This is a genomic window from Stappia albiluteola (assembly GCF_014050225.1).
Taxonomy (GTDB): domain Bacteria; phylum Pseudomonadota; class Alphaproteobacteria; order Rhizobiales; family Stappiaceae; genus Hongsoonwoonella; species Hongsoonwoonella albiluteola.
Genome location: NZ_JACFXV010000048.1, coordinates 119,006 through 143,199, shown reverse-complemented (window position 1 = coordinate 143,199; position 24,194 = coordinate 119,006). Strand labels below are relative to the sequence as shown.

Annotated in this window: 22 protein-coding genes; 18 read left to right on the top strand and 4 right to left on the bottom strand. The window is 64.4% G+C overall.

What is annotated here, in order from left to right:
• Nucleotides 1-67 precede the first annotated feature (67 nt).
• Nucleotides 68-757: a response regulator transcription factor CtrA gene (ctrA, locus tag H2509_RS08855; protein WP_182164428.1), complete on the bottom strand. Its 690-nt coding sequence runs from the start codon at nt 755-757 to the stop codon at nt 68-70.
• 374 nt (nt 758-1,131) lie between these two features.
• Between ctrA and fliI the strand changes: the two genes are divergently transcribed.
• From fliI to H2509_RS08840, 3 genes are all read left to right on the top strand, one after another.
• Nucleotides 1,132-2,457: a flagellar protein export ATPase FliI gene (gene fliI, locus H2509_RS08850; RefSeq protein ID WP_182164426.1), complete on the top strand. Its 1,326-nt coding sequence runs from the start codon at nt 1,132-1,134 to the stop codon at nt 2,455-2,457.
• A 29-nt stretch (nt 2,458-2,486) separates the two neighbouring features.
• On the top strand, nt 2,487-2,900 hold the full coding sequence (gene fliJ, locus H2509_RS08845; protein WP_182164424.1) for a flagellar export protein FliJ: 414 nt from the start codon (nt 2,487-2,489) through the stop codon (nt 2,898-2,900).
• 262 nt (nt 2,901-3,162) lie between these two features.
• Complete coding sequence (locus tag H2509_RS08840) at nt 3,163-3,600, top strand: paraquat-inducible protein A (RefSeq protein ID WP_182164422.1); 438 nt, start codon at nt 3,163-3,165, stop codon at nt 3,598-3,600.
• 6 nt (nt 3,601-3,606) lie between these two features.
• Here the strand turns inward: H2509_RS08840 and H2509_RS08835 are convergent, their stop codons facing one another.
• Nucleotides 3,607-4,668: a DUF2336 domain-containing protein gene (locus H2509_RS08835; protein ID WP_182164420.1), complete on the bottom strand. Its 1,062-nt coding sequence runs from the start codon at nt 4,666-4,668 to the stop codon at nt 3,607-3,609.
• A 628-nt stretch (nt 4,669-5,296) separates the two neighbouring features.
• Here H2509_RS08835 and H2509_RS08830 point away from each other — a divergent pair.
• The 8 genes from H2509_RS08830 (at nt 5,297) to H2509_RS08795 (ending at nt 12,557) form a co-directional block, all read left to right on the top strand.
• Nucleotides 5,297-6,898: an ABC transporter substrate-binding protein gene (locus tag H2509_RS08830; protein WP_408022671.1), complete on the top strand. Its 1,602-nt coding sequence runs from the start codon at nt 5,297-5,299 to the stop codon at nt 6,896-6,898.
• Nucleotides 6,899-7,232: 334 nt separating this feature from the next.
• Nucleotides 7,233-8,240, top strand: coding sequence for an ABC transporter permease subunit (locus H2509_RS08825; protein WP_182164416.1), 1,008 nt, complete (start codon nt 7,233-7,235; stop codon nt 8,238-8,240).
• Between the two features lie 107 nt (nt 8,241-8,347).
• Entirely contained in the window at nt 8,348-9,202 is an 855-nt protein-coding gene (locus tag H2509_RS08820; RefSeq protein WP_408022670.1) for an ABC transporter permease subunit, read from the top strand.
• 4 nt (nt 9,203-9,206) lie between these two features.
• Nucleotides 9,207-10,064, top strand: coding sequence for an ABC transporter ATP-binding protein (locus H2509_RS08815; protein ID WP_182164412.1), 858 nt, complete (start codon nt 9,207-9,209; stop codon nt 10,062-10,064).
• On the top strand, nt 10,061-10,891 hold the full coding sequence (locus H2509_RS08810; protein ID WP_182164410.1) for a dipeptide ABC transporter ATP-binding protein: 831 nt from the start codon (nt 10,061-10,063) through the stop codon (nt 10,889-10,891). The genes H2509_RS08815 and H2509_RS08810 overlap by 4 nt, the downstream gene beginning before the upstream one ends.
• Nucleotides 10,892-11,004: 113 nt before the next feature.
• On the top strand, nt 11,005-11,361 hold the full coding sequence (locus H2509_RS08805; protein WP_209001876.1) for an ArsR/SmtB family transcription factor: 357 nt from the start codon (nt 11,005-11,007) through the stop codon (nt 11,359-11,361).
• A gap of 8 nt (nt 11,362-11,369) precedes the next feature.
• Nucleotides 11,370-11,870 (top strand): arsenate reductase ArsC, encoded by a 501-nt coding sequence (locus tag H2509_RS08800; protein ID WP_182164408.1) that lies wholly within the window; start codon nt 11,370-11,372, stop codon nt 11,868-11,870.
• Nucleotides 11,871-11,873: 3 nt separating this feature from the next.
• The gene (locus tag H2509_RS08795; protein WP_182164406.1) at nt 11,874-12,557 is read left to right on the top strand and encodes an aquaporin; all 684 of its coding nucleotides are present in this window, start codon (nt 11,874-11,876) and stop codon (nt 12,555-12,557) included.
• A gap of 14 nt (nt 12,558-12,571) precedes the next feature.
• On the opposite strand, the gene H2509_RS08790 is transcribed toward H2509_RS08795, so the two are convergent.
• Complete coding sequence (locus tag H2509_RS08790) at nt 12,572-13,264, bottom strand: GntR family transcriptional regulator (protein ID WP_182164404.1); 693 nt, start codon at nt 13,262-13,264, stop codon at nt 12,572-12,574.
• A gap of 124 nt (nt 13,265-13,388) precedes the next feature.
• On the opposite strand from H2509_RS08790, the gene H2509_RS08785 reads away from it, so the two are divergent.
• The 7 genes from H2509_RS08785 to H2509_RS08755 all read left to right on the top strand — a co-directional run bounded on the left by H2509_RS08785 (nt 13,389) and on the right by H2509_RS08755 (nt 22,778).
• Nucleotides 13,389-14,282: a dihydrodipicolinate synthase family protein gene (locus tag H2509_RS08785; RefSeq protein WP_182164813.1), complete on the top strand. Its 894-nt coding sequence runs from the start codon at nt 13,389-13,391 to the stop codon at nt 14,280-14,282.
• 24 nt (nt 14,283-14,306) lie between these two features.
• Nucleotides 14,307-15,548, top strand: a complete 1,242-nt coding sequence (locus H2509_RS08780; RefSeq protein WP_182164402.1) for an FAD-dependent oxidoreductase — start codon at nt 14,307-14,309, stop codon at nt 15,546-15,548.
• Nucleotides 15,549-15,570: 22 nt separating this feature from the next.
• Nucleotides 15,571-16,611, top strand: a complete 1,041-nt coding sequence (locus H2509_RS08775; protein WP_182164400.1) for a 4-hydroxyproline epimerase — start codon at nt 15,571-15,573, stop codon at nt 16,609-16,611.
• A 97-nt stretch (nt 16,612-16,708) separates the two neighbouring features.
• On the top strand, nt 16,709-17,821 hold the full coding sequence (locus H2509_RS08770; RefSeq protein WP_182164398.1) for an ATP-dependent DNA helicase: 1,113 nt from the start codon (nt 16,709-16,711) through the stop codon (nt 17,819-17,821).
• Between the two features lie 206 nt (nt 17,822-18,027).
• Nucleotides 18,028-20,448 carry a Tex family protein gene (locus H2509_RS08765; protein WP_182164396.1) on the top strand — a complete coding sequence of 807 codons (2,421 nt, stop codon included), beginning with the start codon at nt 18,028-18,030 and terminating at the stop codon, nt 20,446-20,448.
• Between the two features lie 215 nt (nt 20,449-20,663).
• Complete coding sequence (locus H2509_RS08760) at nt 20,664-21,989, top strand: aspartate aminotransferase family protein (protein WP_182164394.1); 1,326 nt, start codon at nt 20,664-20,666, stop codon at nt 21,987-21,989.
• Between the two features lie 30 nt (nt 21,990-22,019).
• Entirely contained in the window at nt 22,020-22,778 is a 759-nt protein-coding gene (locus H2509_RS08755) for an SDR family oxidoreductase (protein WP_182164392.1), read from the top strand.
• Between the two features lie 66 nt (nt 22,779-22,844).
• On the opposite strand, the gene H2509_RS08750 is transcribed toward H2509_RS08755, so the two are convergent.
• Complete coding sequence (locus H2509_RS08750) at nt 22,845-24,086, bottom strand: CaiB/BaiF CoA transferase family protein (RefSeq protein WP_182164390.1); 1,242 nt, start codon at nt 24,084-24,086, stop codon at nt 22,845-22,847.
• Nucleotides 24,087-24,194: the final 108 nt, after the last annotated feature.

The window sequence follows — 24,194 nt, the reverse complement described above, 5'->3', positions numbered from 1 at the left end:
CCCGCCGGAGGCAGTAGCCGGCGGGTCATGCAAATTCCGGATCTCGATTCCCGGTCGAAACCGACCGTCAGGCGGCCTTCTCTTCCGGTTCGCGAAGAACATATCCACGGCCCCAAACCGTCTCGATGTAGTTCTTGCCGCCGGTTGCCGTCGCCAGTTTCTTGCGCAGCTTGCAGATGAAGACGTCGATGATCTTGAGTTCGGGCTCGTCCATGCCGCCGTAGAGATGGTTCAGGAACATCTCCTTCGTCAGCGTCGTGCCCTTGCGCAGCGAAAGCAGCTCCAGCATCTGGTATTCCTTGCCGGTCAGATGCACGCGCTGGCCGCCGACCTCGACAGTCTTGGTGTCGAGATTGACCGTGAGGTCGCCGGTGTTGATGACCGACTGGGCGTGGCCCTTGGAACGACGGACGATCGCATGAATGCGGGCGATCAGTTCGTCCTTGTGGAAGGGCTTCGTCATGTAGTCGTCGGCGCCGAAACCGAGGCCGCGAACCTTATCCTCGATGCCGGCCAGGCCGGAGAGGATCAGGATCGGGGTCTTGACCTTGGAAACGCGCAACGTGCGCAGGACCTCGTAACCGGACATGTCCGGCAAATTAAGATCCAGCAAGATGATGTCGTAATCGTACAGCTTGCCGAGGTCGATGCCTTCCTCGCCAAGATCTGTCGTGTAGACGTTGAAGTTCTCGGACTTCAGCATCAACTCGATGCTTTGCGCCGTGGCGCCATCGTCCTCAATCAACAATACACGCATGCCAATCCCCTTTACTGCCTATCCTGGGCAAGCCGCGCCGGCATGTCGCTCCCGGTGCAAAGGACTGCGGTTAACCACGACTCAATCCTCTGAGAAAATGGTTAACAAAATCTGATTCACACCTGCAAGAGCTGATCGAACAAGATCGAGAATTTTTCCCAAACTCTTGAAAAACAAACGGAAAAGACATCCGTAAATTCTTCAAGTTCCACTTTAGGGAATCGGCGTAACCGACTCAATCGACTCATTCGGCCTTCTCGCGCGGACCCAGGATGCATTCACCATCCATCCAAGACCCTCCGGCTTACGATTAACCAAACTAGTAAAGGATAGGTTACCATTAACCAGATGATTCGGATCACGGGATGAGGCCAATGGATCCGCTGTTTGCGGAAATCGAATCACTGATGCCGATCGAGATTTATGGCCGTGTCGTGGCGGTGCAGGGCCTTCTGGTCGAAGTCGCGGGGCCGGTGCACGAGATGAGTGTGGGCGCGCTTTTACGCATCGAGGTCGGCGAGGGCATCGACCCGGTCCATGCCGAGGTCGTCGGATTTCGCGACGCCCGTGCACTTTGCATGCCCTTCGCAGGACTTGAAGGCGTGCGCATGGGATGCCGCGCGGTGCTGGCGCAACGCGAGAGCGTGGTGCATCCGAGCACGGGGTGGCTCGGCCGGGTGATCAACGCGATGGGCGAACCGATCGACGGCAAGGGACCGCTGCCATCTGGGAGCGAGCCGAGGCGGCTGCGTGCCTCGCCTCCCGCCGCCGGCGAGCGCGCCCGCGTCGGCCCACCTCTCGATCTCGGCGTCAGGGCGCTGAATACGTTCGTCACCTGCTGCCAAGGCCAGCGCATGGGCATCTTCGCCGGCTCGGGTGTCGGCAAATCGGTGCTCATGTCGATGATCGCCCTCAACATGTCGGCGGACGTGGCGGTGATCGGCCTGATCGGCGAGCGCGGCCGCGAGGTGCAGGAATTCATTGAGGACGATCTGGGTGAGGAGGGTCTCGCGCGTTCCGTCGTCGTGGTGGCGACATCCGACGAAAGCGTGCTGATGCGCCGCCAGGCCGCCTATATGACGATGTCGGTCGCGGAATATTTCCGCGACGAGGGTCGCAACGTGCTGTGCATGATGGATTCGGTCACGCGCTTCGCCATGGCGCAGCGCGAGATCGGCCTGTCGATCGGCGAGCCGCCAACCTCGAAGGGTTATACGCCAACGGTGTTCACGGAGCTGCCGCGCCTGCTGGAGCGGGCTGGGCCAGGCAAGGTCGGCACGGGATCCATCACCGGCCTCTTCACGGTGCTCGTGGAAGGCGACAATCACAATGAGCCGGTGGCCGACGCGGTGCGTGGCATTCTCGACGGCCATATCGTGATGGAACGGCAGATTGCGGAGCGAGGCCGCTATCCGGCGATCAACGTACTGAAATCGGTATCGCGCACCATGCCGCGCTGCGTGCCGGACGACATGATCCCGGTCCTGCGCAAGGCGCGTCAGCTGATGTCGACCTTCACCGATATGGAGGAACTGATCCGCCTTGGTGCCTATCGCAAGGGCACGGAGCCGACGGTGGACGAGGCGATACAGCGGCACGAGCCGCTCGAAATGTACTTAACGCAAAGGAAAGGAGAAGCGACGAGTCTGGAGGATGGCTATGACCAACTTGCCAACCTTTTGGAAATGACTCGCGGGTAGCATGAGCCCGGTAAAGGGAGTAACGAGTTATGAAGTCCCGCGAAAGCCTCATCCGACTGAAAAAATTTCAGGTCGATGAAAAGCGTCGCCAGGTCACGCAGATCGAATCGATGATAGCCGAATTCGAGCGTATGGCGGGCGAGCTGGAAGACCAGATCAAGGCGGAGCAGAAGCGCGTCGGCATCTCTGACGTGACGCATTTCGCCTATCCGACCTTCGCCAAGGCGGCGGCCCAGCGGCGGGACAACCTGCGCAACTCGGCCAATGAACTCGCGGAGCAGTTGGACCGTGCCCGCGCCGAGCTTTCGGAAGCGGTGGAAGAGCTGAAGAAGTTCGAGCTGATGGAAGAGCGGGACCTGCTGCGCGAGCGCTCCGAACTGGAAGCCGCCGACCAGGACGCGATGGACGAGATTGCTGGCCGCAGCCGCGCCGCCACCCGCTGACAGGCAAAATCAGGATTGAAGGCTGTCGGGTGCAGGCGCCCGGCGGCTTGCGATATTTCATTTCAAACAGTCGAAAAGACGACGTTCCCTTTTTCCCGCCATTTCAGGAAGTGCGATCGCGCGGCCGCTCCGCGGATTACCATTTGCCGATCTGATTGAGGCGCAGGACCGAAGCGCTCTATAAGCGGATCGCATGCGGCGGCCCGCGATGGCCTGCGACATGCACCAGGAACCTGGATGCATTCCAAGGAAGAGTAAACCGGTGCGATTGCTGCTTGCCCTGATTCTGCCGCTGGCCACGATGTCCTTCATTCTTGGCCTGATGCTGCCGTTGATGGTCTTCGAGCGCCTCTATTTCCTGGAGGACACGCCTTCCCTGATCGAGATCGTCACAGGGCTGTGGGAGGATGGCGAGCGATCGCTTGCCGGCATCGTGGCGCTGTTTTCCGTCATCTTTCCTGCCGCCAAGATCCTTGCGCTTCACATTGCAGCCATCAACGGCAGAAGCGGCCGGTCGCTCGGTCTCATGACCACGCTCGGCAAATGGTCGATGATGGACGTGATGCTCGTGGCGCTTGCCGTCTTCGCCGCAAAGACCAGTGGCCTCGCGGCGGCGTCCGTCCTGCCGGGGCTGTGGTTCTATGCAGGGGCGACGCTGCTGACGGCGATATCCGCCCATCTCGTCCGGCGTTCGGCCTGAGGGACCTCAGTTGAGCGGCCTGCCGGCACGGGTGTCTGGGCGAATGCCGATCCTGGCGCCCGCCCGCATCGAGCGATAAAGCTCGAGCCAGCGCACCGCCTGACTGTCCGGCATGCGCAGCTGCCGACAGCGCAACTGGGCTATGGCAAGGAAAGTGTGATCGGTAACACCTGCCGCCAGCGCAAGCTCGATGAGTTCGTCGATCGGTGCCTTGAACATCGCCGTCTGGATGTCGGTCGCCGGGCGATCCGTGGCTTTCGCCAGCAAGGCCACCGCGTCATTAATGCGCTTTTCGTCGAATAGCAGCACGAGCAGGTCGTTCAGGCTGCTGTCGCCGTTCTCCACTAGCCCCCACAACCTCGTGGCGTCGCAGTTGTCGAGATAGACCCCGAGGCGCCGGCGCAGATCCTGGCGGATGCGGTTGACATCCGAAGTCTCCATCGGATCGCTGCCGGACATGATTGCCTGGAGACGCAGCCGCGTCGTCGGATTCACATGCGGCAACAGCCATTCGCAGATCAGCGGCGTAAGGTCGCGGCGATTGGCCATGTGCTCGCGCAGCGGCACGTCCTTGAGCGCATGCTTGGCGAGCGTGCGCAGTCCCCAGTCGCTCATGCGGATCGAAGTGTTGGCTGCGATTTCCCGCCAGACCCGGGTCTTTCCCCGCTCGATTAGTGTGTCGCACAGGCGCGGGTTCATGTTGGCGCGCCGCGCGATCGCCTCCAGATGGGTCTGCGGCATGCGGCGGGCGAGCTTCATCAGATCCGCCTCGCTCAATGCCGGGCTCATCTCCAGCATGGGTGCCGCAACGGTGATGTCGTCTTTCGCAAGGCGGATGGCGATCGGCTGCGGTGTGCCGGCGACCGGCGCGATCCGGCGTGAAAGGGCGGCGCGGTCGGCCACGCTCGTCGTGTCGAGCAGGCGCAGGATGACGTCGCAGAAAAGCTCGAGCTCGGCTTGCGAATGTCCGCCGATGCCGTCGAGAAAGACGTCCGCGACGCGCTGCAGCAGCTTGCCGCGCGAAGCGGGCGTGGCATCCCGGGCAAGGCGGACAAGCTCGTTCAGCATGCGCGGATCTCCTGGTGGGCGGCCCGGATCCCGGCCAGCCGCAGCACGGCGATCCGGCCTTGGCCGGCGCGCGTCAGCTGTCCGTTTCCTGCCTGCCTCATCACGCTAAACCCTTGCTGCCCGTCCCTACGGTTCTGCGCCAAACCCGGTTTTCCGCCATTTTCGTCTTCCGTTCACGTAAAGGTGAGGCAAAGGACGGCGACGGAGGAAATCTCCCGCTCAAATCCGACCTTAGGCGAGGAGCATTATCAATCCGTTATCTTTAAGCGGACGTTACGTACATCGTCGCATTGCCGCCCGCCCTTTGAAATCAATGGATTGAATATGGCCCGGACATTCGGAAAAATGGTCGGCCGGCGCGCCGTCGGCGGGCCCGCGCGCAGGCGTCCGATTTTCCATTGTGAGGGAAATGCCAGCGCCATGGCTGCGCGATCAGCCTCCATATGGGGAAATTTTTCCGTAAATGACGAAAAAAAGGAAAGCGTTGCACGGTTGATTTTCGATAGCTTTCCGGCCTTAGATTGCGCTCAAGACGGTGCCGGGGGACTGGCGGGGCGGCTTCTAGCTGCCGCACCACAGACTTGGCCGTCCGGGCAGCCGTCTTTCTATAAAGGGGAGATAATCAATGATGATCCGCCGCTTCTTCAAGGCGACGCTTCTGGGAGTGAGCTTTGCCGCCATGATGGCGGGAGCCGCGTCCGCCAAGACTCTCGTCTATTGCTCCGAAGGCTCGCCTGAAGGTTTCGACCCGGCGCTCTACACCTCCGGCACCACGTTCGACGCGTCTTCCAAGCCCGTCTTCAACCGTCTCGTCGAGTTCAAGCGCGGCACCACGGAAGTGCTGCCGGGCCTGGCCGAGAGCTGGTCGATCTCCGACGATGGCACGAAATACACGTTCAACCTGCGCAAGGGCGTCAAGTTCCATTCCACCGACTTCTTCACGCCGACCCGCGACTTCAACGCCGACGACGTGATTTTCTCCTTCGAGCGCCAGCTGAAGAAGGACAGCCCCTGGAACACCTATACCGCGGGTGCGGCATGGGAATATTTCGACGGCATGTCCATGCCCGATCTCATCAAGGAGATCGTGCGGGTCGACGACCACACGGTGAAATTCGTGCTCAACCGGCCGGAAGCGCCGATGATCGCGAACCTCGCCATGGACTTCGCCTCGATCCAGTCGAAGGAATATGCCGACAAGCTTGAAGCCGCCGGCACCCGCGAACTCCTGAACCAGCAGCCGATCGGCACCGGTCCGTTCCAGTTCGTCGGCTACCAGAAGGACGCCGTGATCCGTTATGCCGCGAATCCGGACTATTTCGGCGGCAAGCAGGCGATCGACAACCTGATCTTCGCCATCACCACCGATGCGTCCGTGCGCCTGCAGAAGCTGAAGGCCGGCGAGTGCCACGTGATGCCCTATCCGGCTCCGGCCGATATCGAGCAGATCAAGGCCGATTCGAACCTGCAGATGCTCGAACAGCAGGGCCTCAACGTCGGCTATCTCGCCTATAATGCCAAGCAGGCTCCCTTCGACAACCCGAAGGTCCGCAAGGCGCTGAACATGGCGATCAACAAGCAGGCGATCCTCGACGCCGTGTTCCAGGGCGCCGGCCAGGCGGCCAAGAACCCGATCCCGCCGACGATGTGGTCCTACAACGACGCCATCCATGACGATCCGTTCGATCCGGAAGCCTCGAAGAAGATGCTCGAGGAAGCCGGCGTCAAGGATCTTCAGATGAAGGTCTGGGCGATGCCGGTGCAGCGTCCCTACAACCCGAACGCCCGCCGCATGGCCGAACTCATCCAGGCCGACTTCGCGAAGGTCGGCGTGGGCGTCGAGATCGTTTCCTACGAGTGGGGCGAGTACCTGAACCGCTCCAAGGCTGAAGACCGCGACGGCGCGGTGCTGCTCGGCTGGACGGGCGACAACGGCGACCCGGACAACTTCCTGGCCGTGCTGCTCGGCTGCGACGGTGTCGGCGGCTCCAACCGCGCCCAGTGGTGCGACCCGAACTTCGAGGACCTGATCCAGAAGGCCAAGGTCGCCACCGACAAGGCGGAGCGCACCAAGCTCTACGAGCAGGCCCAGGTGGTCTTCAAGGAGCAGGCTCCGTGGGCCACGATCGCCCACTCCGTGGTGTTCATGCCGATGTCCTCCAAGGTCAGCGGCTACGTCATGGATCCGCTCGGCGGTCACTGGTTCGACGGCGTCGACATCGCTGAATAACGCGATTGCCACAGGCTCCGGTGACCAGTTCGCCGGAGCCTTTTTGCAGACTAGCGCAACTGTCTGCCGGCCGGGAACGAAAGCTCCCCCGGCAGCGGTGCTTTCGCCGGACGCTTTCCACCGTTCCTTCCTTGAATGCTTTCTTGGACATATCCGTTCAGGCAATCGCCGCATTTTTTGCGAAACCGAGCGCATTCGCGCGTCCGGTGCGCTAGAATTGCAGGCTCATAATCCAAGGGTGGAAACGGTCGTTCCTGCGAACTCAAAACGATCAACCCCAGGCCGGCGGCGCAACGTGCCGGGGGCCGGTTGATCTGAAGGGCAGCCCCGAAAAATGCTTCGCTTTCTCGTTGGCCGCATCGGCCTCCTGATTCCGACTTTCATCGGCGTCACCCTTGTCGCCTTCTCCTTCATCCGCCTGCTGCCCGGCGATCCGCTGGACCTGCTCGCCGGTGAGCGGGGCATCGACCCCGAACGCAAGGCGGAACTTTTGCGCCAGATGGGCTTCGACAAGCCGATGTGGCAGCAATATCTCATGTATCTCGGAGATATCCTGCAGGGCGACCTCGGCACCTCCTTCGTGTCCAAGAAGCCTGTGCTGACGGAGTTCCTGACGCTGTTTCCGGCGACGGTGGAACTGGCGTTGTGCGCGATCCTGCTGGCGGTGCTGCTTGGCATTCCCGCCGGCATCTTCGCCGCCGTCAAGCGCGGCTCCTTCTTCGACCAATCGATCATGGGGACCGCGCTCGTCGGCTATTCCATGCCGATTTTCTGGTGGGGCCTGCTGCTCATCATCCTGTTCTCCGGCATCCTGCAGTGGACGCCGGTATCGGGCCGCATCTCGCTGATCTATTTCTTCCCGCAGGATACCGGCTTCATGCTGATCGACAGCCTGCGCTCGGGCGAGAAGGGCGCCTTCGCTTCCGCCGTTCGCCACCTGATCCTGCCGTCGGTCGTGCTGGCGACGATCCCGCTTGCGGTGATCGCCCGCCAGACACGCTCGGCGATGCTGGAAGTGCTCGGCGAAGACTATGTGCGCACGGCGCGTGCCAAGGGTCTTTCGCCTTTGCGGGTGATCGGGCTGCATGCGCTGCGCAATGCGCTGATCCCGGTGATCACGACCATCGGCCTTCAGGTCGGCGTGCTGCTGGCCGGCGCGATCCTGACCGAAACGATCTTCTCCTGGCCGGGCATCGGCAAGTGGCTGGTCGACAGCATCTCGCGCCGCGACTACTTCGTCGTGCAGGGCGCGCTGCTGCTGATCGCGGCCATCGTTATGATCGTGAACCTCATCGTCGACGTGCTCTACGGCCTCGTCAATCCGCGCATCCGTCACACCTGATCCGGGGAGGCAGAACAATGACAGAAGCATCCGCCACCCAGACCCCCGCCACCGAAACGGCCGTCGCGGCGAAGCTTGCCAGCGAAAGCCGCAACGCCACCAAGGCGATGTTGACGGAGTTCTGGTACTACTTCTCCCAGAATCGCGGCGCGGTGATCGGCCTCGCGTTCTTCCTGGCGCTGGTCGTCGTCGCGGTCTTTGCACCGCTTGTTGCCCCCCATGCGCCCGACACGCAGTACCGCGACAGCTTTCTGACCCCGCCGGTGTGGGAGGCGGGGGGCAAGGCCGCCTTCCTGCTAGGAACCGACGCGGTGGGCCGCGACATCCTGTCGAGGCTGATCTACGGCGCGCGCTACTCGCTCTTCATCGGCGTGATCGTCGTCACCATTGCGCTGTCGGGCGGCATCGTGCTCGGCGTGATCGCCGGCTATTTCCGTGGCGCCGTCGACACCTTCATCATGCGGGTGATGGACATCATCCTGGCCTTCCCGTCGCTGCTGCTCGCCCTGGTGCTAGTGGCGATCCTGGGCCCCGGCCTCACCAATGCGATGATCGCCATCGCGCTGGTGCTGCAGCCGCATTTCGTGCGTCTGACGCGCGCGGCGGTGCTTTCCGAGCGCAACCGCGACTACGTCGTCGCCGCGCGGCTCGCCGGCGCCGGCAACATGCGGCTGATGTTCAAGACCATCCTGCCGAACTGCCTGTCGCCGCTGATCGTGCAGGCTACGCTGTCCTTCTCCAGCGCGATCCTCGACGCCGCGGCTCTCGGCTTCCTCGGCATGGGTGCCCAGCCGCCGACGCCGGAATGGGGCACGATGCTGGCCGAGGCGCGGGAATTCATCCTGCGCGCCTGGTGGGTGGTCACCTTCCCGGGCCTCGCCATCCTGATCACGGTTCTGGCGATCAACCTCGTGGGCGACGGACTTCGCGACGCGCTCGACCCGAAGCTGAAGCGGAGCTGAGCCCATGCCTCTTCTCGAAATCCGCAACCTCGTCGTCGAATTCGACACCGCCGCCGGCCCGTTCCGGGCGCTCGACGGGGTCGACTACACGGTCGATGCCGGCGAGGTGCTGGCCATCGTCGGCGAAAGCGGCTCCGGCAAGTCGGTTGCGATGCTCGCCGTCATGGGCCTCTTGCCGGACACGGCGACGATCACCGCCGACAGGATGGCCTTCGAGGGTCGCGACCTGGCGACGCTCTCGCCCAAGGATCGGCGGCAGGTCATCGGCAAGGACATCTCGATGATCTTCCAGGAGCCGATCGCCAGCCTTAACCCCTGCTTCACGGTCGGCTTCCAGATCGGTGAAGTGCTGAAGACGCACACGAGACTCAGTGGTTCGGAGCGTGCCGCGCGCGTGATCGAGCTGTTGAAGGCCGTCGGCATTCCCGAGCCGGAGCGGCGGCTATCGAGCTTTCCCCACCAGATGTCGGGTGGTCAGTGCCAGCGCGTGATGATCGCCATGGCGATCGCCTGCAGCCCGAAGCTCCTGATCGCCGACGAACCGACGACCGCGCTCGACGTGACGATCCAGAAGCAGATCCTCGACCTGCTGCTGAAGCTGCAGGCCGAAAGCGGCATGGGCCTGATCATGATCACCCACGACATGGGCGTGGTGGCGGAGACCGCCGATCGCGTCGTGGTGCAGTATCAGGGCAGGCAGATGGAGGAGGCGGACGTCTTGTCGCTCTTCGAAAGCCCGAAACATCCCTATACGAAGGCGCTGCTGTCCGCCCTGCCGGAGAACGCGACCGGCGACCGGCTGCCGACCGTTGGCGATTTCCGCGCCCTCTTCGAAACCGCGCCCAAGGAGGCCACGGCATGAGCGGCGACGCGATCCTCAAGGTCCGCGACCTTAAGCGCGACTACGTCATCAAGGGCGGTATCTTCACCAAGCCGCGTATCCTGTCGGCGGTGAAGGGCGTCAGCTTCGACGTGGAGCGCGGCACCACGCTTGCCGTGGTCGGCGAGAGCGGCTGCGGCAAGTCGACGCTCGCGCGCATCCTCACCATGATCGACCCGGCGACCGCCGGCACGGTGGAGATCGACGGCCAGCCGATCGACATCGCCAAATACGGCGTCTCGCGGGAGATGCGCCAGAAAGTGCAGATCGTCTTCCAGAATCCCTACGGGTCGCTCAACCCGCGTCAGAAGATCGGCGCGGTGCTTGAGGAGCCGCTACTGCTCAACACCGACATGCCGGCGGCCGAGCGGCGCGATGCCGCCCTTGCCATGCTGCAGAAGGTGGGCCTGAAGCCGGAGCATTACGGCCGCTACCCGCACATGTTTTCCGGCGGTCAGCGCCAGCGTATCGCCATCGCCCGCTCCATCATGCTGAAGCCGAAGCTGCTGGTCCTGGACGAGCCGGTTTCCGCTCTCGACCTTTCGGTGCAGGCCCAGATCCTGAACCTGCTTGCCGATCTCCAGGAGGAGTTTAACCTCACCTACGTCTTCATCAGCCACGACCTTTCGGTGGTGCGCTACATCGCGGACAAGGTGATGGTGATGTATTTCGGCGAGGCGGTGGAATACGGCACCCGCGACGAGGTATTCGACAATCCGCGGCACAGCTACACGAAGACGCTGTTCGCCGCCACGCCGCGCGCCGACGTCAACAGCATCAAAGCGAGATTGGCGAAACGGGCGGCCTGACCGGCAGTCCTTTTGCAATCAAGAAGCCCGCCGGAACCCGTTCCGGCGGGCTTCTTGATTCTTGCAGGACGCGCCGTCGTCAAAGCGTCATATAATTCGATTATTCCCGAATTATGGAAAAAGAGATTATCAAAAAGGCGCAGGCGCTCGAGGCGCTGGCCGCACTTGGGCAGGAGACACGCCTTGATGTCTTTCGCCTGCTGGTCAAGGCGGGCGATGCGGGCCTTGCAGCAGGTGAGATTGCCGCGCGGCTCGACGTGCGGGCGAATACGCTCTCCAGCCATCTTTCGATCCTGCAGCGTGCCGGGCTGATCCGGCAGGCGCGCGAGGGGCGAAGCCTGCGCTACCGCGCCGATTACGCAGGAATGCTAGGGCTTCTCTCGTACCTGCTTGAGGATTGCTGCGGCGGCCGGCCGGAAATCTGCGCGCCGCTCGGCAGCCTTTGCATCCCCGCCAACCCTTCCTGCTGAGGCAATCCATGCCGGACACGACAAGCGTCCTGTTTCTCTGCACGGCCAATTCGGCTCGCTCGATCCTGGCCGAGGCGATCCTCAACCGTCTGGGCGAGGGACGGTTCATTGCTTTTTCTGCCGGATCCCGCCCGCGCGGAGAAGTCAATCCGGATGCGCTCGCCTGCCTGCGGCGCAAGGGGCACGATGTCGCCGGCCTTTCTTCCAAGGGCTGGGAGGTGTTTGCCGGCGCCGATGCTCCGAAAATGGACCTGATCGTCACCGTTTGCGACACGGCGGCCGGCGAAGCTTGCCCGATCTGGCCCGGCCACCCGCTGCAGGTGCATTGGGGCATTCCCGATCCGGCGGGCGCAGATGGTGCGGAAGGAGGCGAGGCGGCTTTCGATCTTGCCTACGGGCGGCTCGACCGACGGATCCGTGCTTTCCTCGAAATCGCGGCGCATGCCGGGGATCTCGGCGAACCTGCAATAAAACGCGCCCTTCAGGCGATCGGCGAGATGGAGGACTGACGGATGAGCGCTTTCGATCTGCCCCGTCGTCTCGCGGCGGAAGCGCTCGGGACCGCCATGCTGGTCGGCACGGTGGTCGGTTCCGGGATCATGGCGGACCGGCTATCGGATGATGCGGCAATCTCGCTGATCGGCAACACGATCCCGACCGGGGCGATCCTCGTGGTGCTGATCACGATGCTGGGGCCGGTGTCGGGCGCGCATTTCAACCCGGCAGTGACGCTGGTCTTCTGGTTGAGGCGGGAGGTGAGTGCGGCCGGAGCCGCAGCCTATGTTGTGGCGCAGGTGCTTGGCGGCCTTGGCGGCACGGTCGTTGCGCATCTGATGTTCGAGCTGGCGCCGCTGCAGGCTTCATTGACCGTACGCACCGGCGGCGGGCAGTGGCTGGCGGAAGGCATCGCGACCTTCGGCCTCGTGGCGGCGATCCTTGCCGGGATACGCTTTCGCGCTGCGGCCGTGCCCTGGCTCGTCGGCCTCTATATCACCGCCGCCTACTGGTTCACCGCCTCGACCTCTTTCGCCAATCCGGCGGTGGCGATCGCCCGGTCGGTGACCGATACTTTCTCCGGCATCCGGCCGGTGGACCTTCCGGCCTTCATCGCTTGCGAGATCGCCGGGGCTTTGATCGCGACGGCGCTGATGGGCTGGCTGCTTCGGCCGGCCGTGCGGCAGGCTCTTGCCGAGTGAGAATGGGTCGCCTGTCAGCCTGACGTAAGCCGCGCCGCTTGCCGGCGCAGATACTGCATCAGTTCCTCGGCCTTGGCGGTGGCGCGCGGCTCGTCGCCGGCGCCGATCGCCCGCATCAACTCCATGTGGTGGAAGGCGGCGGCGGCCAGGTCGCTGTCGCCGAAATAGCGGAACCAGAAGCGGCGGGAATGGGTTTGCAGCGGGGCCGCGACACGGGCGGCGAAGGGATTGCAGGCGGCGACCGCCACCACCTCGTCGAACTGCTTGTCGCGGGCCATGAAGCCGAGAACGTCATTGGCGGCAGCCGCGTCGCGCATGGCTTGCGCGCAATCGGCCAGCACGTCGCGCTCGGCGCGGCTGGCGAAGCGGGCGGCCGCGCCCGCAAGCAGTACCTCGACGGCGTGGCGGGCATCGAGGACGCGGGCGAAATCGCCGGGATTGATCTCGCTGACGACAATGCCCAGACGGGGGCGGATGGTCAAAAGTCCTTCCCAGGACAGGCGCTGCACCGCCTCGCGGATCGGCGTGCGGCCCATGCCGAGCGCGGCGGCGAGGCTCGCCTCGGTGATCGCCGAGCCGGGCGCGAGCTTTAGCGTGACGATCATCTCCTCCAGTTTGCGATAGGCAAGGGCCGCGCGGCTTTCGTCCTCGGCGGCGGCGATTGCCGGATCATCGTCGCGGGCGGTGTCGGCGGTGTGGCTCAGCATGCTCTCTCCGTTTCCGGATCATTTCGATATGCTAGTGATATATCAATCGTTGACTTCAGGGAAGTCTTATGAAATCGTGCCGCCCATCGTTGATATATCAGGTGACGGCAAGGAGCCTTTCGACATGTGGCGCGGCGTTTTTCCGGCAGTTACGACCAAGTTCACCGAAGATGACCGGCTCGATATGGCCGAGATGGAGCGCTGCTTCGCGCTCCAGGTCGAGGCGGATGTCGACGGGCTCATCGTCTGCGGCTCGCTCGGCGAGGCGATGGCCCTGGAGGCTGAGGAGAAGCTGGAGATCCTGCGCCTCGCCAGGGCGGTGGCCGGATCGCGCCCGGTGCTGATGACGATCTGCGAAAGCTCGACCCGGCGCGCCGTGAAGGCGGCGGAAGCGGCGGCAAAGGCTGGCGCCGACGGATTGATGGTGCTGCCGGGCGTGCCCTATCGCTCCGCCCCGCACGAGACGGTCGCCCACCTGCTGGCGACGATCCGCGCGAGCGGGCTGCCGGCGATGATTTACAACAACCCGGTCGCCTACGGAGTCGACGTCACCGGCGACATGTTCGAGGAACTGGCCGCCGAGCCGCTTGTCGTCGCGATGAAGGAATCGACTGACGACATCCGCCGCGTGACCGACGTCATCAACCGCTTCCGCGACCGTTTCGACGTCTTCACCGGCGTCGACAACCTGGCGCTGGAAAGCCTGATGATGGGGGCGTGCGGCTGGGTGGCCGGTCTCGTCGTCGCCTTTCCGAAGGAGACGGTGGCGATCTGGAAGCTGGCGCAGGCCGGACGAATCGAGGAGGCCCGCGCGATCTATCGCTGGTTCCGCCCGCTGCTCGACCTCGACGTTTCCACCAACCTGGTGCAGAACATCAAGCTGGCGGAAGTGCACGGCATCGGCTCGAACGACCGCTGTCGGCTGCCGCGCATGCCCCTGAAGGGAGCCGAGCGCGAGCGCGTCGAGGCAGTGATCCGGAAGGCGATTGCCGCACGGCCCGAATTGCCGCGCATCTGAAAGACGGGGGCGCAGCGCTGCGCAATGAGTGACAGTTCGGTCTATATCGTCGGCGCCGGGATCGTCGGGCTGGCGAGTGCCGCCGTGCTGCTGGAGCGCGGCTACAAGGTGACGGTGATCGACCGGGCGGAGCCGGGCAACGCCACCTCGCGGGGCAATGCGGCGGCAATCGCCTGGACGGACGTCTCCCCGCTCGCCTCGCCCGGCATCTGGAAGAAGGTGCCGGGCTGGCTGTTCGATCCGCTGGGGCCGCTGTCGATCCGCCCTGTCTACGCGCTTAAGATCCTGCCCTGGATGTTGCGTTTCGCCGCCGCGTCCCGGCCGGCGGCCATGCGCCGCTCGACGGAAGCCATTGTCGCGCTGAATTCCCTGGCGCTGCCGGCCTGGGAGCGGATCTGGACCCGCATGGGTTGGGGCAATCACCTGCGCCGTGAAGGCTGTCTCGACGTCTTCGACAAGGAAAGCGAGCTTGCCGGCGCCCGCGCGGGCTGGCGGAAGCAGCGCGACTACGGCATCGAAATCGAGGAAATCGACGGCAAGGCGATCCGCGACATGGAGCCTGCCCTGTCGGAAAACGTCGTCGGCGGCGCCTTCCTGCCCGGCTGGCTGCATGTCGACGATCCGCTGCTTTTGTGCCGCGATCTCGAAAGCCATATCCGCGGCCTCGGCGGCAAGTTCGTCGTCGGCCAGGTGGAGCGCGTCGAGCGGGCCGAAGCTGGTGCGATGGTCCATCTCGCCGACGGCGCGACGATTCCGGCGCGGAAGCTGGTGATCGCCGGCGGTGCCTGGTCGAAGGCGCTCGCCAAGGGACTTGGCGACGCCATTCCGCTCGATACGGAGCGCGGCTACAACATCACCGTGCCGGATCCCGGCGTGAGCCTGCGCCGCTTCGTCATGCTGCCCGGCTACGGTTTCGTGCTGTCGCCGATCGAGCCGGGCCTCAGGATCGGCGGCGCGGTGGAGTTCGGCGGGCTGGAGGCGGAGGCGAACTGGGCGCGCGTCGATGCGCTCGTTGCCCGCGCCCGCAAGGTGGTGCCGGATCTGAAGACCGACGGCGGCACCCGCTGGATGGGCTTCCGCCCGTCGATACCCGACAGCCTGCCGGTGATTTCGAAGGCACGCGGAAGCAATGATATCCTCTACGCCTTCGGTCACGGCCATCATGGCTTGACGCAGGCCGCCGCGACGGCCGAAATCATCGCCGACGAAATTTCGGGTGCCGAGCCCGCAATCGACATTTCCCCCTATCGGGTCGACCGGTTCTGACGGCCCTGCGAGAGACTGTTTCATGGCGCGCCATACGTTCTTCTGCATCGACGGCCACACCTGTGGCAATCCGGTCCGCCTCGTCGCCGGCGGTGGCCCGCTGCTGGAAGGCGCCAGCATGTTCGAGCGGCGGCAGCATTTCCTGGAGCATTTCGACTGGATCCGCACGGGGCTGATGTTCGAGCCGCGTGGCCACGACATGATGTCGGGCTCGATGCTCTATCCGCCGACGCGGCCCGATTGCGACATGGGCGTGCTCTTCATCGAGACTTCCGGCTGCCTGCCGATGTGCGGGCACGGGTTGATCGGCACCGTGACGATGGCGCTGGAAGAAGGGCTCGTCACGCCGCGAACACCCGGCACGCTGCGGCTGGAGACGCCGGCGGGGCTGGTGGTCGCCGAATACGAGCAGGAAGCGGGCTTCGTCACTTCGGTGAAGCTGACCAACGTCGCCTCGTTCCTTGCCGCCGACGGCCTTGAGATCGAGTGCGAGGGGTTGGGCCGGCTGACGGTCGACGTCGCCTATGGCGGCAATTTCTACGCAATCGTCGAGCCGCAGGAGAATTTTCCGGGCGTCGGATCCATCGAGATCGACCGGCTGATCGCGGTCAGCCCGAAGCTGCGTTCGGCGCTGAACGCGGTTTACGAGATCGTGCATCCGGAAAACGAGAAGATCCACGGCATCACCCATATCCAGTGGACCGGGCCCGCGACCGTGGAGGGGGCGGACGCCCGCAACGCCGTTTTTTACGGCGACAAGGCCATCGACCGCAGCCCCTGCGGTACGGGCACCTGCGCCCGCATGGCGCAACTCCATGCGCGTGGCGAACTGAAGGCGGGCGACCGCTTCGTGCATGAAAGCGTCATCGGCTCGCTGTTCATCGGCGGCGTGAAGGAAGAGACCTCGGTCGGCAACGCCCGCGCCATCGTGCCGACCATCGCCGGCTGGGCGGTGAAGACCGGCACCAGCCAGATCTCGCTCGACGAGCGCGATCCCTACATGACCGGCTTCCAGGTGACCGGCACCGGGGTGAAGCGCTTCCCGCGACCGGATCACGGATAGGATGCTCCACCGATAAAACTCTGCGTTTCCTGCCTGCCACGCCTTGCCGGAATCAGCTATTCCCTTTAGACGGGATGCGAACGGAGCGGGAACAGGCATGGATTGGTCCGCACAGCAGGACACCGCATTGACGGAAACGGCGCGCTGGCTGAAGCGCGGCGACAGCCAGGTCTTCCGCCTGTTCGGCTATGCGGGAACCGGCAAGACGACGCTGGCGCGGCATCTCGCCGAGGGCCTTGACGGCAGCGTCGCCTTTGGCGCTTTCACCGGCAAGGCGGCGCATGTGCTGCGGCAGAAGGGCTGCACCGACGCTTCCACAATCCACGCGATGATCTACCGCCCGCGCGGGCGCAAGGACGACGACGAGGACGAGGAGGGCGGCCCGACCTTCTCGCTCAACCGCGAAAGCGTGGCCGCCAAGTCGGACCTGATCGTGATCGACGAATGTTCGATGGTCGACGAGGATCTTGGCCGCGATCTCCTGTCCTTCGGCAAGCCGGTGCTGGTGCTGGGCGACCCGGCGCAGCTTCCCCCGGTCAAGGGCGGCGGCTTCTTCACCGAGGCCGAGCCCGACGTGATGCTGACGGAAGTGCACCGACAGGCGCGCGACAATCCGATCGTGCGCATGTCGATGACGATCCGCGAGGGCGGCTCGCTTGACTATGGCGACTTCGGCGAAAGCCGCGTGATTTCCCGCCGCGATATCGACGCCGACACGATCCTCTCCTCGGATCAGGTACTGGTCGGCACCAACCGCACGCGCCGGCTCTACAACGGCCGCATCCGTGAGTTGAAAGGCTTCACCACGCCGATGCCGGCCGTAGGCGACAAGCTGGTGTGCCTGAGAAACGACAAGACGAAGGGCCTGCTCAATGGCGGCCTGTGGACGGTCAAGCGCCTGCGTCCGCCCAAGGGCAACACGCTGCGCTTCGACGTGATGCCGGAAGAGGATACGGGTTCAAAGGCCGCCGTGCAGGTGAAGGTGCTGCCCGCGATGTTCGAGGACGGCGCGGAGGAGATTTCCTATGCCATCCGCCGCAGGTCCGACGAGTTCGACTACGGCTACGCGTTGACCGTGCACAAGGCGCAGGGTTCGCAATGGGACAAGGTGGTTCTGTTCGACGAAAGCTATGCCTTCCGCGAGCATCGCGAGCGCTGGCTCTACACCGCCGTCACCCGTGCTGCCGAAAGCCTGATCGTGGTGCGCTGACAGCTTGTGAATTTGCCGCTCTTCGCCCTTTTTCCGCCCCGTCTGCTGCCTTAGAGCGCCTTCCGACCGGATGGGATCATCCGGTCGATAAGAAATCGCTTCAGAATCAGTGCTTTGAGCATATCCTTGTCGTCAAATCCGATTTGGATTTGACGGGATATGCTCTAGTTTCCGATAAATTCCGAGCCACTTCCACGAGCCTCACCATGTCCGATCTCGACCTCGCCGCAACGCCCGTCACCCCGCGCAAGGGCAAGGAATTTCCGCCCGAAATTGCGGTCCGCATCGCCAGGCGGATCGCGGACGAGATCGGCGGCCAGCCGGCGCAGGTCTCGGCCGCCGTGGCGCTGCTCGACGAGGGGTCGACCGTGCCTTTCATCGCCCGCTATCGCAAGGAGGCAACGGGCGGGTTGGACGACACCCAGTTGCGCACGCTGGAAGAGCGGCTGATCTATCTGCGCGAGATGGAGGACCGCCGCGCCGCGATCCTGAAATCCATCGAGGAGCAGGGCAAGCTCGACGCGGACCTGAAGGCGAGGATCGAGGCCGCCGACACCAAGGCGGTGCTGGAGGATCTCTATCTGCCGTTCCGCAAGAAGCGGCGCACCAAGGCGCAGATCGCGAGGGAAGCCGGCCTCGAACCCTTGGCCGACCTGCTTCTGTCCAACCCGACGAAAATGCCGGAAGCTGAGGCCGAACGCTTCGTCGATCCGGCGAAGGAGGTAGCGGACGTGAAGGCGGCGCTGGATGGTGCGCGGCAGATCCTGATGGAGCGCTTTTCCGAGGACGCCTCCCTTGTTGGCCGGCTGCGCGCCTATCTGACGAAAAAGGCGGTCGTGCGCTCGCGGCTGGTCGACGGCCAGCAGCAGGCGGGCGCCAAGTTTTCCGACTATTTCGCCTATGAGGAGAAGTGGTCGGCAATCCCCAGTCACCGCGCTTTGGCGCTGTTTCGCGGCCGTAATGAAGGCGCGCTGGCGCTGGAACTCGTCGTCGATGCTGACGACCTTTCGCCGATCAGGCCGGTCGAGCGAATGGTGATGGAGGCGACTGGCATCGCCGAAAAGGGGCGCCCGGCCGACAAGTGGCTGACCGATGTCGCCCGGTTCGCCTGGCGGGTGAAGATTGCCCTGCATCTTGAACTCGAACTGATGAACGAACTGCGCGAGAAGGCGGAGGAAGAGGCGATCAAGGTCTTCGCCCGCAATCTCAAGGATCTGTTGCTCGCTGCGCCTGCCGGCGCAAAATCAGTGCTCGGCCTCGATCCGGGAGTGCGAACCGGCGTGAAGGTCGCCGTGGTCGACCGCACCGGCAAGCTGGTCGATACGACGACCATCTATCCCTTCCAGCCGAAGAATGATGTGGCGGGGTCGCTGGCCGCGCTGAAGGCGCTGGTCGCCCGGCACGAATGCGACCTGATCGCCATCGGCAACGGAACGGCAAGCCGCGAGACCGACCGGCTTGCCGCCGAACTTCTGAAGGAAGTTCCGGCAGACCTGCGCCCGACCAAGGTGGTCGTCAACGAGGCCGGCGCTTCCGTCTATTCGGCCTCCGCGCTTGCGGCGAAGGAAATGCCGGACGTGGACGTTTCCCTGCGCGGCGCGGCTTCCATCGCGCGGCGCCTGCAGGATCCGCTGGCCGAACTGGTGAAGATCGAGCCGAAGTCGATCGGCGTCGGGCAGTACCAGCACGACGTCAACCAGATCCGGCTGGCGCGTGCGCTCGACGCGGTGGTGGAAGACGCGGTGAACGCGGTCGGTGTCGATCTCAACACCGCTTCGGCGCCGCTGCTTTCGCGCATTTCCGGCCTGTCGGAGACGCTCGCCAATGCGATCGTCGCCCGACGTGAAGAGGCCGGCGCCTTCCGCACGCGCAAGGACTTGCTGTCCGTACCGCGTCTCGGCCCCAAGGCTTTCGAGCAATGCGCCGGCTTCCTCAGGATCGCCGACGGTGTCAATCCGCTTGATGCCTCGTCCGTGCACCCGGAGGCCTATCCGGTGGCGGAACGCATCGTGAAGGCCTGCGGCCGGCCGCTGAAGGAGGTGATGGGCAATTCGAAGCTCCTGAAGGACCTCGACCCGGCCGAATTCACCGACGAGACCTTCGGCCTGCCGACGGTGAAGGACATCCTGGCGGAACTGGAAAAGCCGGGCCGCGACCCACGTCCGGAATTCAGAACCGCAAGCTTCCAGGAAGGCGTCGAGACGATGGCCGACCTGAAGCCCGGCATGGTGCTTGAGGGAACGGTCACCAACGTCACAAATTTCGGCGCCTTCGTGGATATCGGCGTCCATCAGGACGGGCTCGTCCATGTCTCGCAATTGGCCGACCGTTTCGTCTCCGACCCGCATACGGTGGTTAAGGCCGGCGATATCGTGCGGGTACGGGTGGTGGAGGTCGACCTGCCGCGCAAGCGCATCGCCCTATCCATGCGTAAGGATGCGGAGATCTCGCGGTCTCCCGCACGCGACAGCACTCAGCGTGACAATGGCCCGCGCGGTGGAGGGCCATCGCGGGGCGGCCCCTCAGGCAAGGGCGGGGCTCCGCGCGCGCCGCAAAAGGGCGGCGATGCGGGCGGCAACGGCGCGCTTGCCGCGGCCCTGGCAGAGGCGATGAAGCGCAAGAGGTGATTGTCTGACCCTCTTCGGGCCGGCGTGTTCTCCGGACGGGCGACAGAAGCTCCAAAGCCGGAAACATGCGGCTTCAGGAGGGGAGAGGCGGGGGCAAAGGGTTCTGAAGATTTGACGCAGTGGCCGCCAGCCATGTCCGATTGGGGGTTGATCTTGGTGTGCGACCGTTGCTTTGCTGCCACCCTGACCTTACCGCCCGTCCCAGGAGCGATGCCATGTCCCACATTTTCCCGCGCCACACGGCCGTCAAGCCGCCGGTCGCCGCCAGAGGCGACGGTGCCTACATCATCGATGAAGCGGGCAAGCGCTATCTCGACGCATCCGGTGGGGCGGCTGTCTCGTGCCTCGGCCACTCGGACGCGGCGGTGACGGAAGCGATCAAGGCGCAACTCGACAAGATCGCCTTCGCCCATACGAGTTTCTTCACCAGCGAAGCGGCCGAAAGGCTCGCCGACAAGCTGATCGCCCATGCGCCGGAAGGTCTCGACCGCGTCTATCTGGTCTCCGGCGGCTCGGAAGCAACGGAAGCTGCTCTCAAGCTCGCGCGGCAATATCACCTGGAACGTGGCGAGCCGCAGCGCGCTCATTTCATCGCCCGCCTCCAGAGCTATCACGGCAATACGATCGGCGCGCTTTCGGCCGGCGGCAACATGTGGCGGCGTGAGCCCTTCGAGCCGATGCTCGTCAAGATGTCGCATATCGATCCCTGCTATGCCTATCGCGGCCGGCAGGAGGGCGAGAGCGTCGAGGATTACGGCCAGCGGGTCGCCAATGCGCTGGAAGCTGAAATCCTGCGCGTCGGACCGGAAAAGGTTGCGGCCTTCATCGCCGAACCGGTGGTTGGCGCAACGCTCGGCGCGGTGCCGTCGGTGCCCGGCTATTTCCGCCGCATCCGCGAGATCTGCGACAAATACGGTGTGCTGCTGATCCTCGACGAGGTGATGTGCGGCATGGGCCGGACGGGCCATCTCTATGCCTGCGAGGCCGACGGCATCGCGCCGGATATCCTGTGCATCGCCAAGGGGCTGGGCGCCGGTTACCAGCCGATCGGCGCCATGCTCTGCTCGAAGGCGATCTACGAGGCGATCGAGCAGGGCTCGGGCTTCTTCCAGCACGGTCATACCTATATCGGGCACCCGGCGGCGGCCGCGGCTGCCGGTGCGGTGCTTTCGCGCCTGACCGACGACGGCCTGGTAGAGCGCTGCAGGACGATGGGCGAGAAGCTTGACGCGGCCCTGCGCGACCGCTTCGGCCAGCATCCGCATATCGGCGACATACGCGGGCGCGGACTGTTCCGGGGGCTAGAGCTCGTCGCCGATCGGGAGACGAAGGAGCCCTTCGACCCGGCCTTGAAGATCAATGCGAAACTGAAGAAGGAAGCTTTCGCGCGCGGCCTCATATGCTATCCGATGGGCGGCACGATCGACGGCAGGCGGGGAGACCACGTGCTGCTCGCTCCGCCATTCATCATCGAGGATGCCCAGATCGGCGAGATCACCGAAAAACTGAGCGGCGCGCTGGAAGCCGTGTTGGCCGCCTGAAACCGGGCGGAAGCGGGAGGGACGAAGAAAATGGCAGGCAAGGGCAGCGTTGCACTGGTAACGGGAGCGAGTTCGGGCATCGGCAAGGCGGTGGCGATCTCCTTCCTCAAGGCGGGATACAAGACCGTGCTGGTGGGTCGGCGGGCCGAACTGCTGCAGGAGGCGGTGCAGGATGCCGGCGCGTTGGCGGAAGACGCGCTCTGCGTTCCAGCGGACGTGACCGATCCGGATCAGGTCGACGAGCTTTTCAAGCGCATCGGTGAGCGGTTCGGCCGTCTTGACGTCGTCTTCAACAATGCCGGCATTTCGGGACAGGCGGCGCCGGTCGGCGATGTCACCTTCGAGAACTGGCGGCAGGTGCTTTCCGTCAACCTGGATGGTGCCTTCCTGATCGCGCGCGGCGCCTTCCGCATGATGCGCGAACAGTCGCCGCAGGGCGGCCGCATCATCAATAACGGCTCGATCTCGGCCTATGTGCCGCGTCCCGGTTCGGTGGCCTACACCGCCTCGAAACATGCGATCACCGGCCTGACGCGGACGATTTCGCTGGACGGGCGGCCCTTCGACATCGCCTGCGGCCAGATCGACATCGGCAACACGGCCTCCGACATGACGGAGAAGATGGCCAAGGGCGTGCCGCAGGCGGACGGCTCGGTTCGCGCGGAGCCGGTGATGGACGTCTCCAACGTCGCCAATGCCGTATTGCACATGGCGAGCTTGCCGCTCGAGGCCAACGTGCAGTTCATGACGGTGATGGCGACCAAGATGCCGTTCATCGGCCGGGGCTGAGCAGCGCAAATTCATTTGCCGGCGCGGAGGAGTTTGCCGCGCCGGCCGAAACTCCCGTCGCAGCAGCTAGTTTTTTCGACGCTGGCTCACCGCGCCCTGCACCTCGAGGGCCGCGACGTCGTCGGCCGACAGGCCCAGCACGTTCTCCAACACCTCCTGCGTATGCTGTCCGAGCGCCGGCGGGGCGGTTTCGCTTGAGACCGGCGTCGCGGAGAAGCGCAAGGGGCTGCGCACGCCCGGCGCGGTGCCGCCATCCACATGCGGCAGGGACAGTTCCAGGCCGCGCGCCTTGACCTGCGGGTTCTCGAATACCTCCTCGATCGTGTTGATCGGTCCGCAGGGCACGCCGACCTTCTCCAGCGCCGTGATCCATTCGGCCGTGGTGCGGGTGCGGGTGATTTCCTCCAGCAGCGGCACCAGCTCGGCGCGGTGGTCGAGGCGCCTGAGGTTACTGGCGTAGCGCGGATCGTGGGCAAGCTCGGGGTGGCCTGCCACCTCGCAGAAGCGGGCGAACTGCGTGTCGTTGCCGACAGCAAGGATCATGTGCCCGTCCTTCGTCGCGAAGGACTGATAGGGCACGATGCTCATATGCGCGTTGCCGTAGCGCTTCGGCACTTCACGCGAGACGAGATAGCTCGTCGCCTGATTGGCGAGCGTGGCCACCTGCACGTCGAGCAAAGCCATGTCGATATATTGCCCCTCGCCGGTGCGTTCGCGATGAACAAGCGCGGAGGTGACGGCGATCGTTGCGTAGAGACCGGTCATGACGTCGGCGAGCGCCACGCCTGCCTTTTGCGGCCCGCCGCCGGGCCTGTCGTCGGCCTCGCCGGTCACCGACATCAGCCCGCCCATCGCCTGGATCATGAAGTCGTAGCCGGCGCGCGGCGCGTAGGGCCCGTCCTGGCCGAAGCCGGTGATCGAACAGTAGATGAGGCCGGGGCTGACGGCCTTGAGGCTGTCGTAGTCGAGGCCGTATTTCTTCAGCCCGCCAACCTTGTAGTTCTCCACCAGCACGTCCGACCTGCGCGCAAGCTCGACCACGACCCTGCGACCTTCCTCGGTAGAGATATCGACGGCCACCGATTTCTTGCCGCGATTGGCGGCAAGGAAATAAGCGCTTTCGCCGGTGCGGTTTCCTTTCGGATCGTGGAGGTAGTAGGGGCCCCAGCTGCGCGTATCGTCGCCCGCGCCCGGGCGCTCGATCTTGATGACTTCGGCGCCCATGTCGGCCAGGTTCTGGGTCGCCCAGGGACCGGCGAGCACCCGGGAAAGATCGAGGACGCGGATATGCGACAGGGGGCCGGACATGGGGGCGATTCCTGATGTGGTTGCGCTTCTGGCGCCAGTAGTAAATCAAGCGGCCCGGCGATGCATCCCCTCACCCGGTGCTACGCACCGACCTCTCCCTCAGAGAGA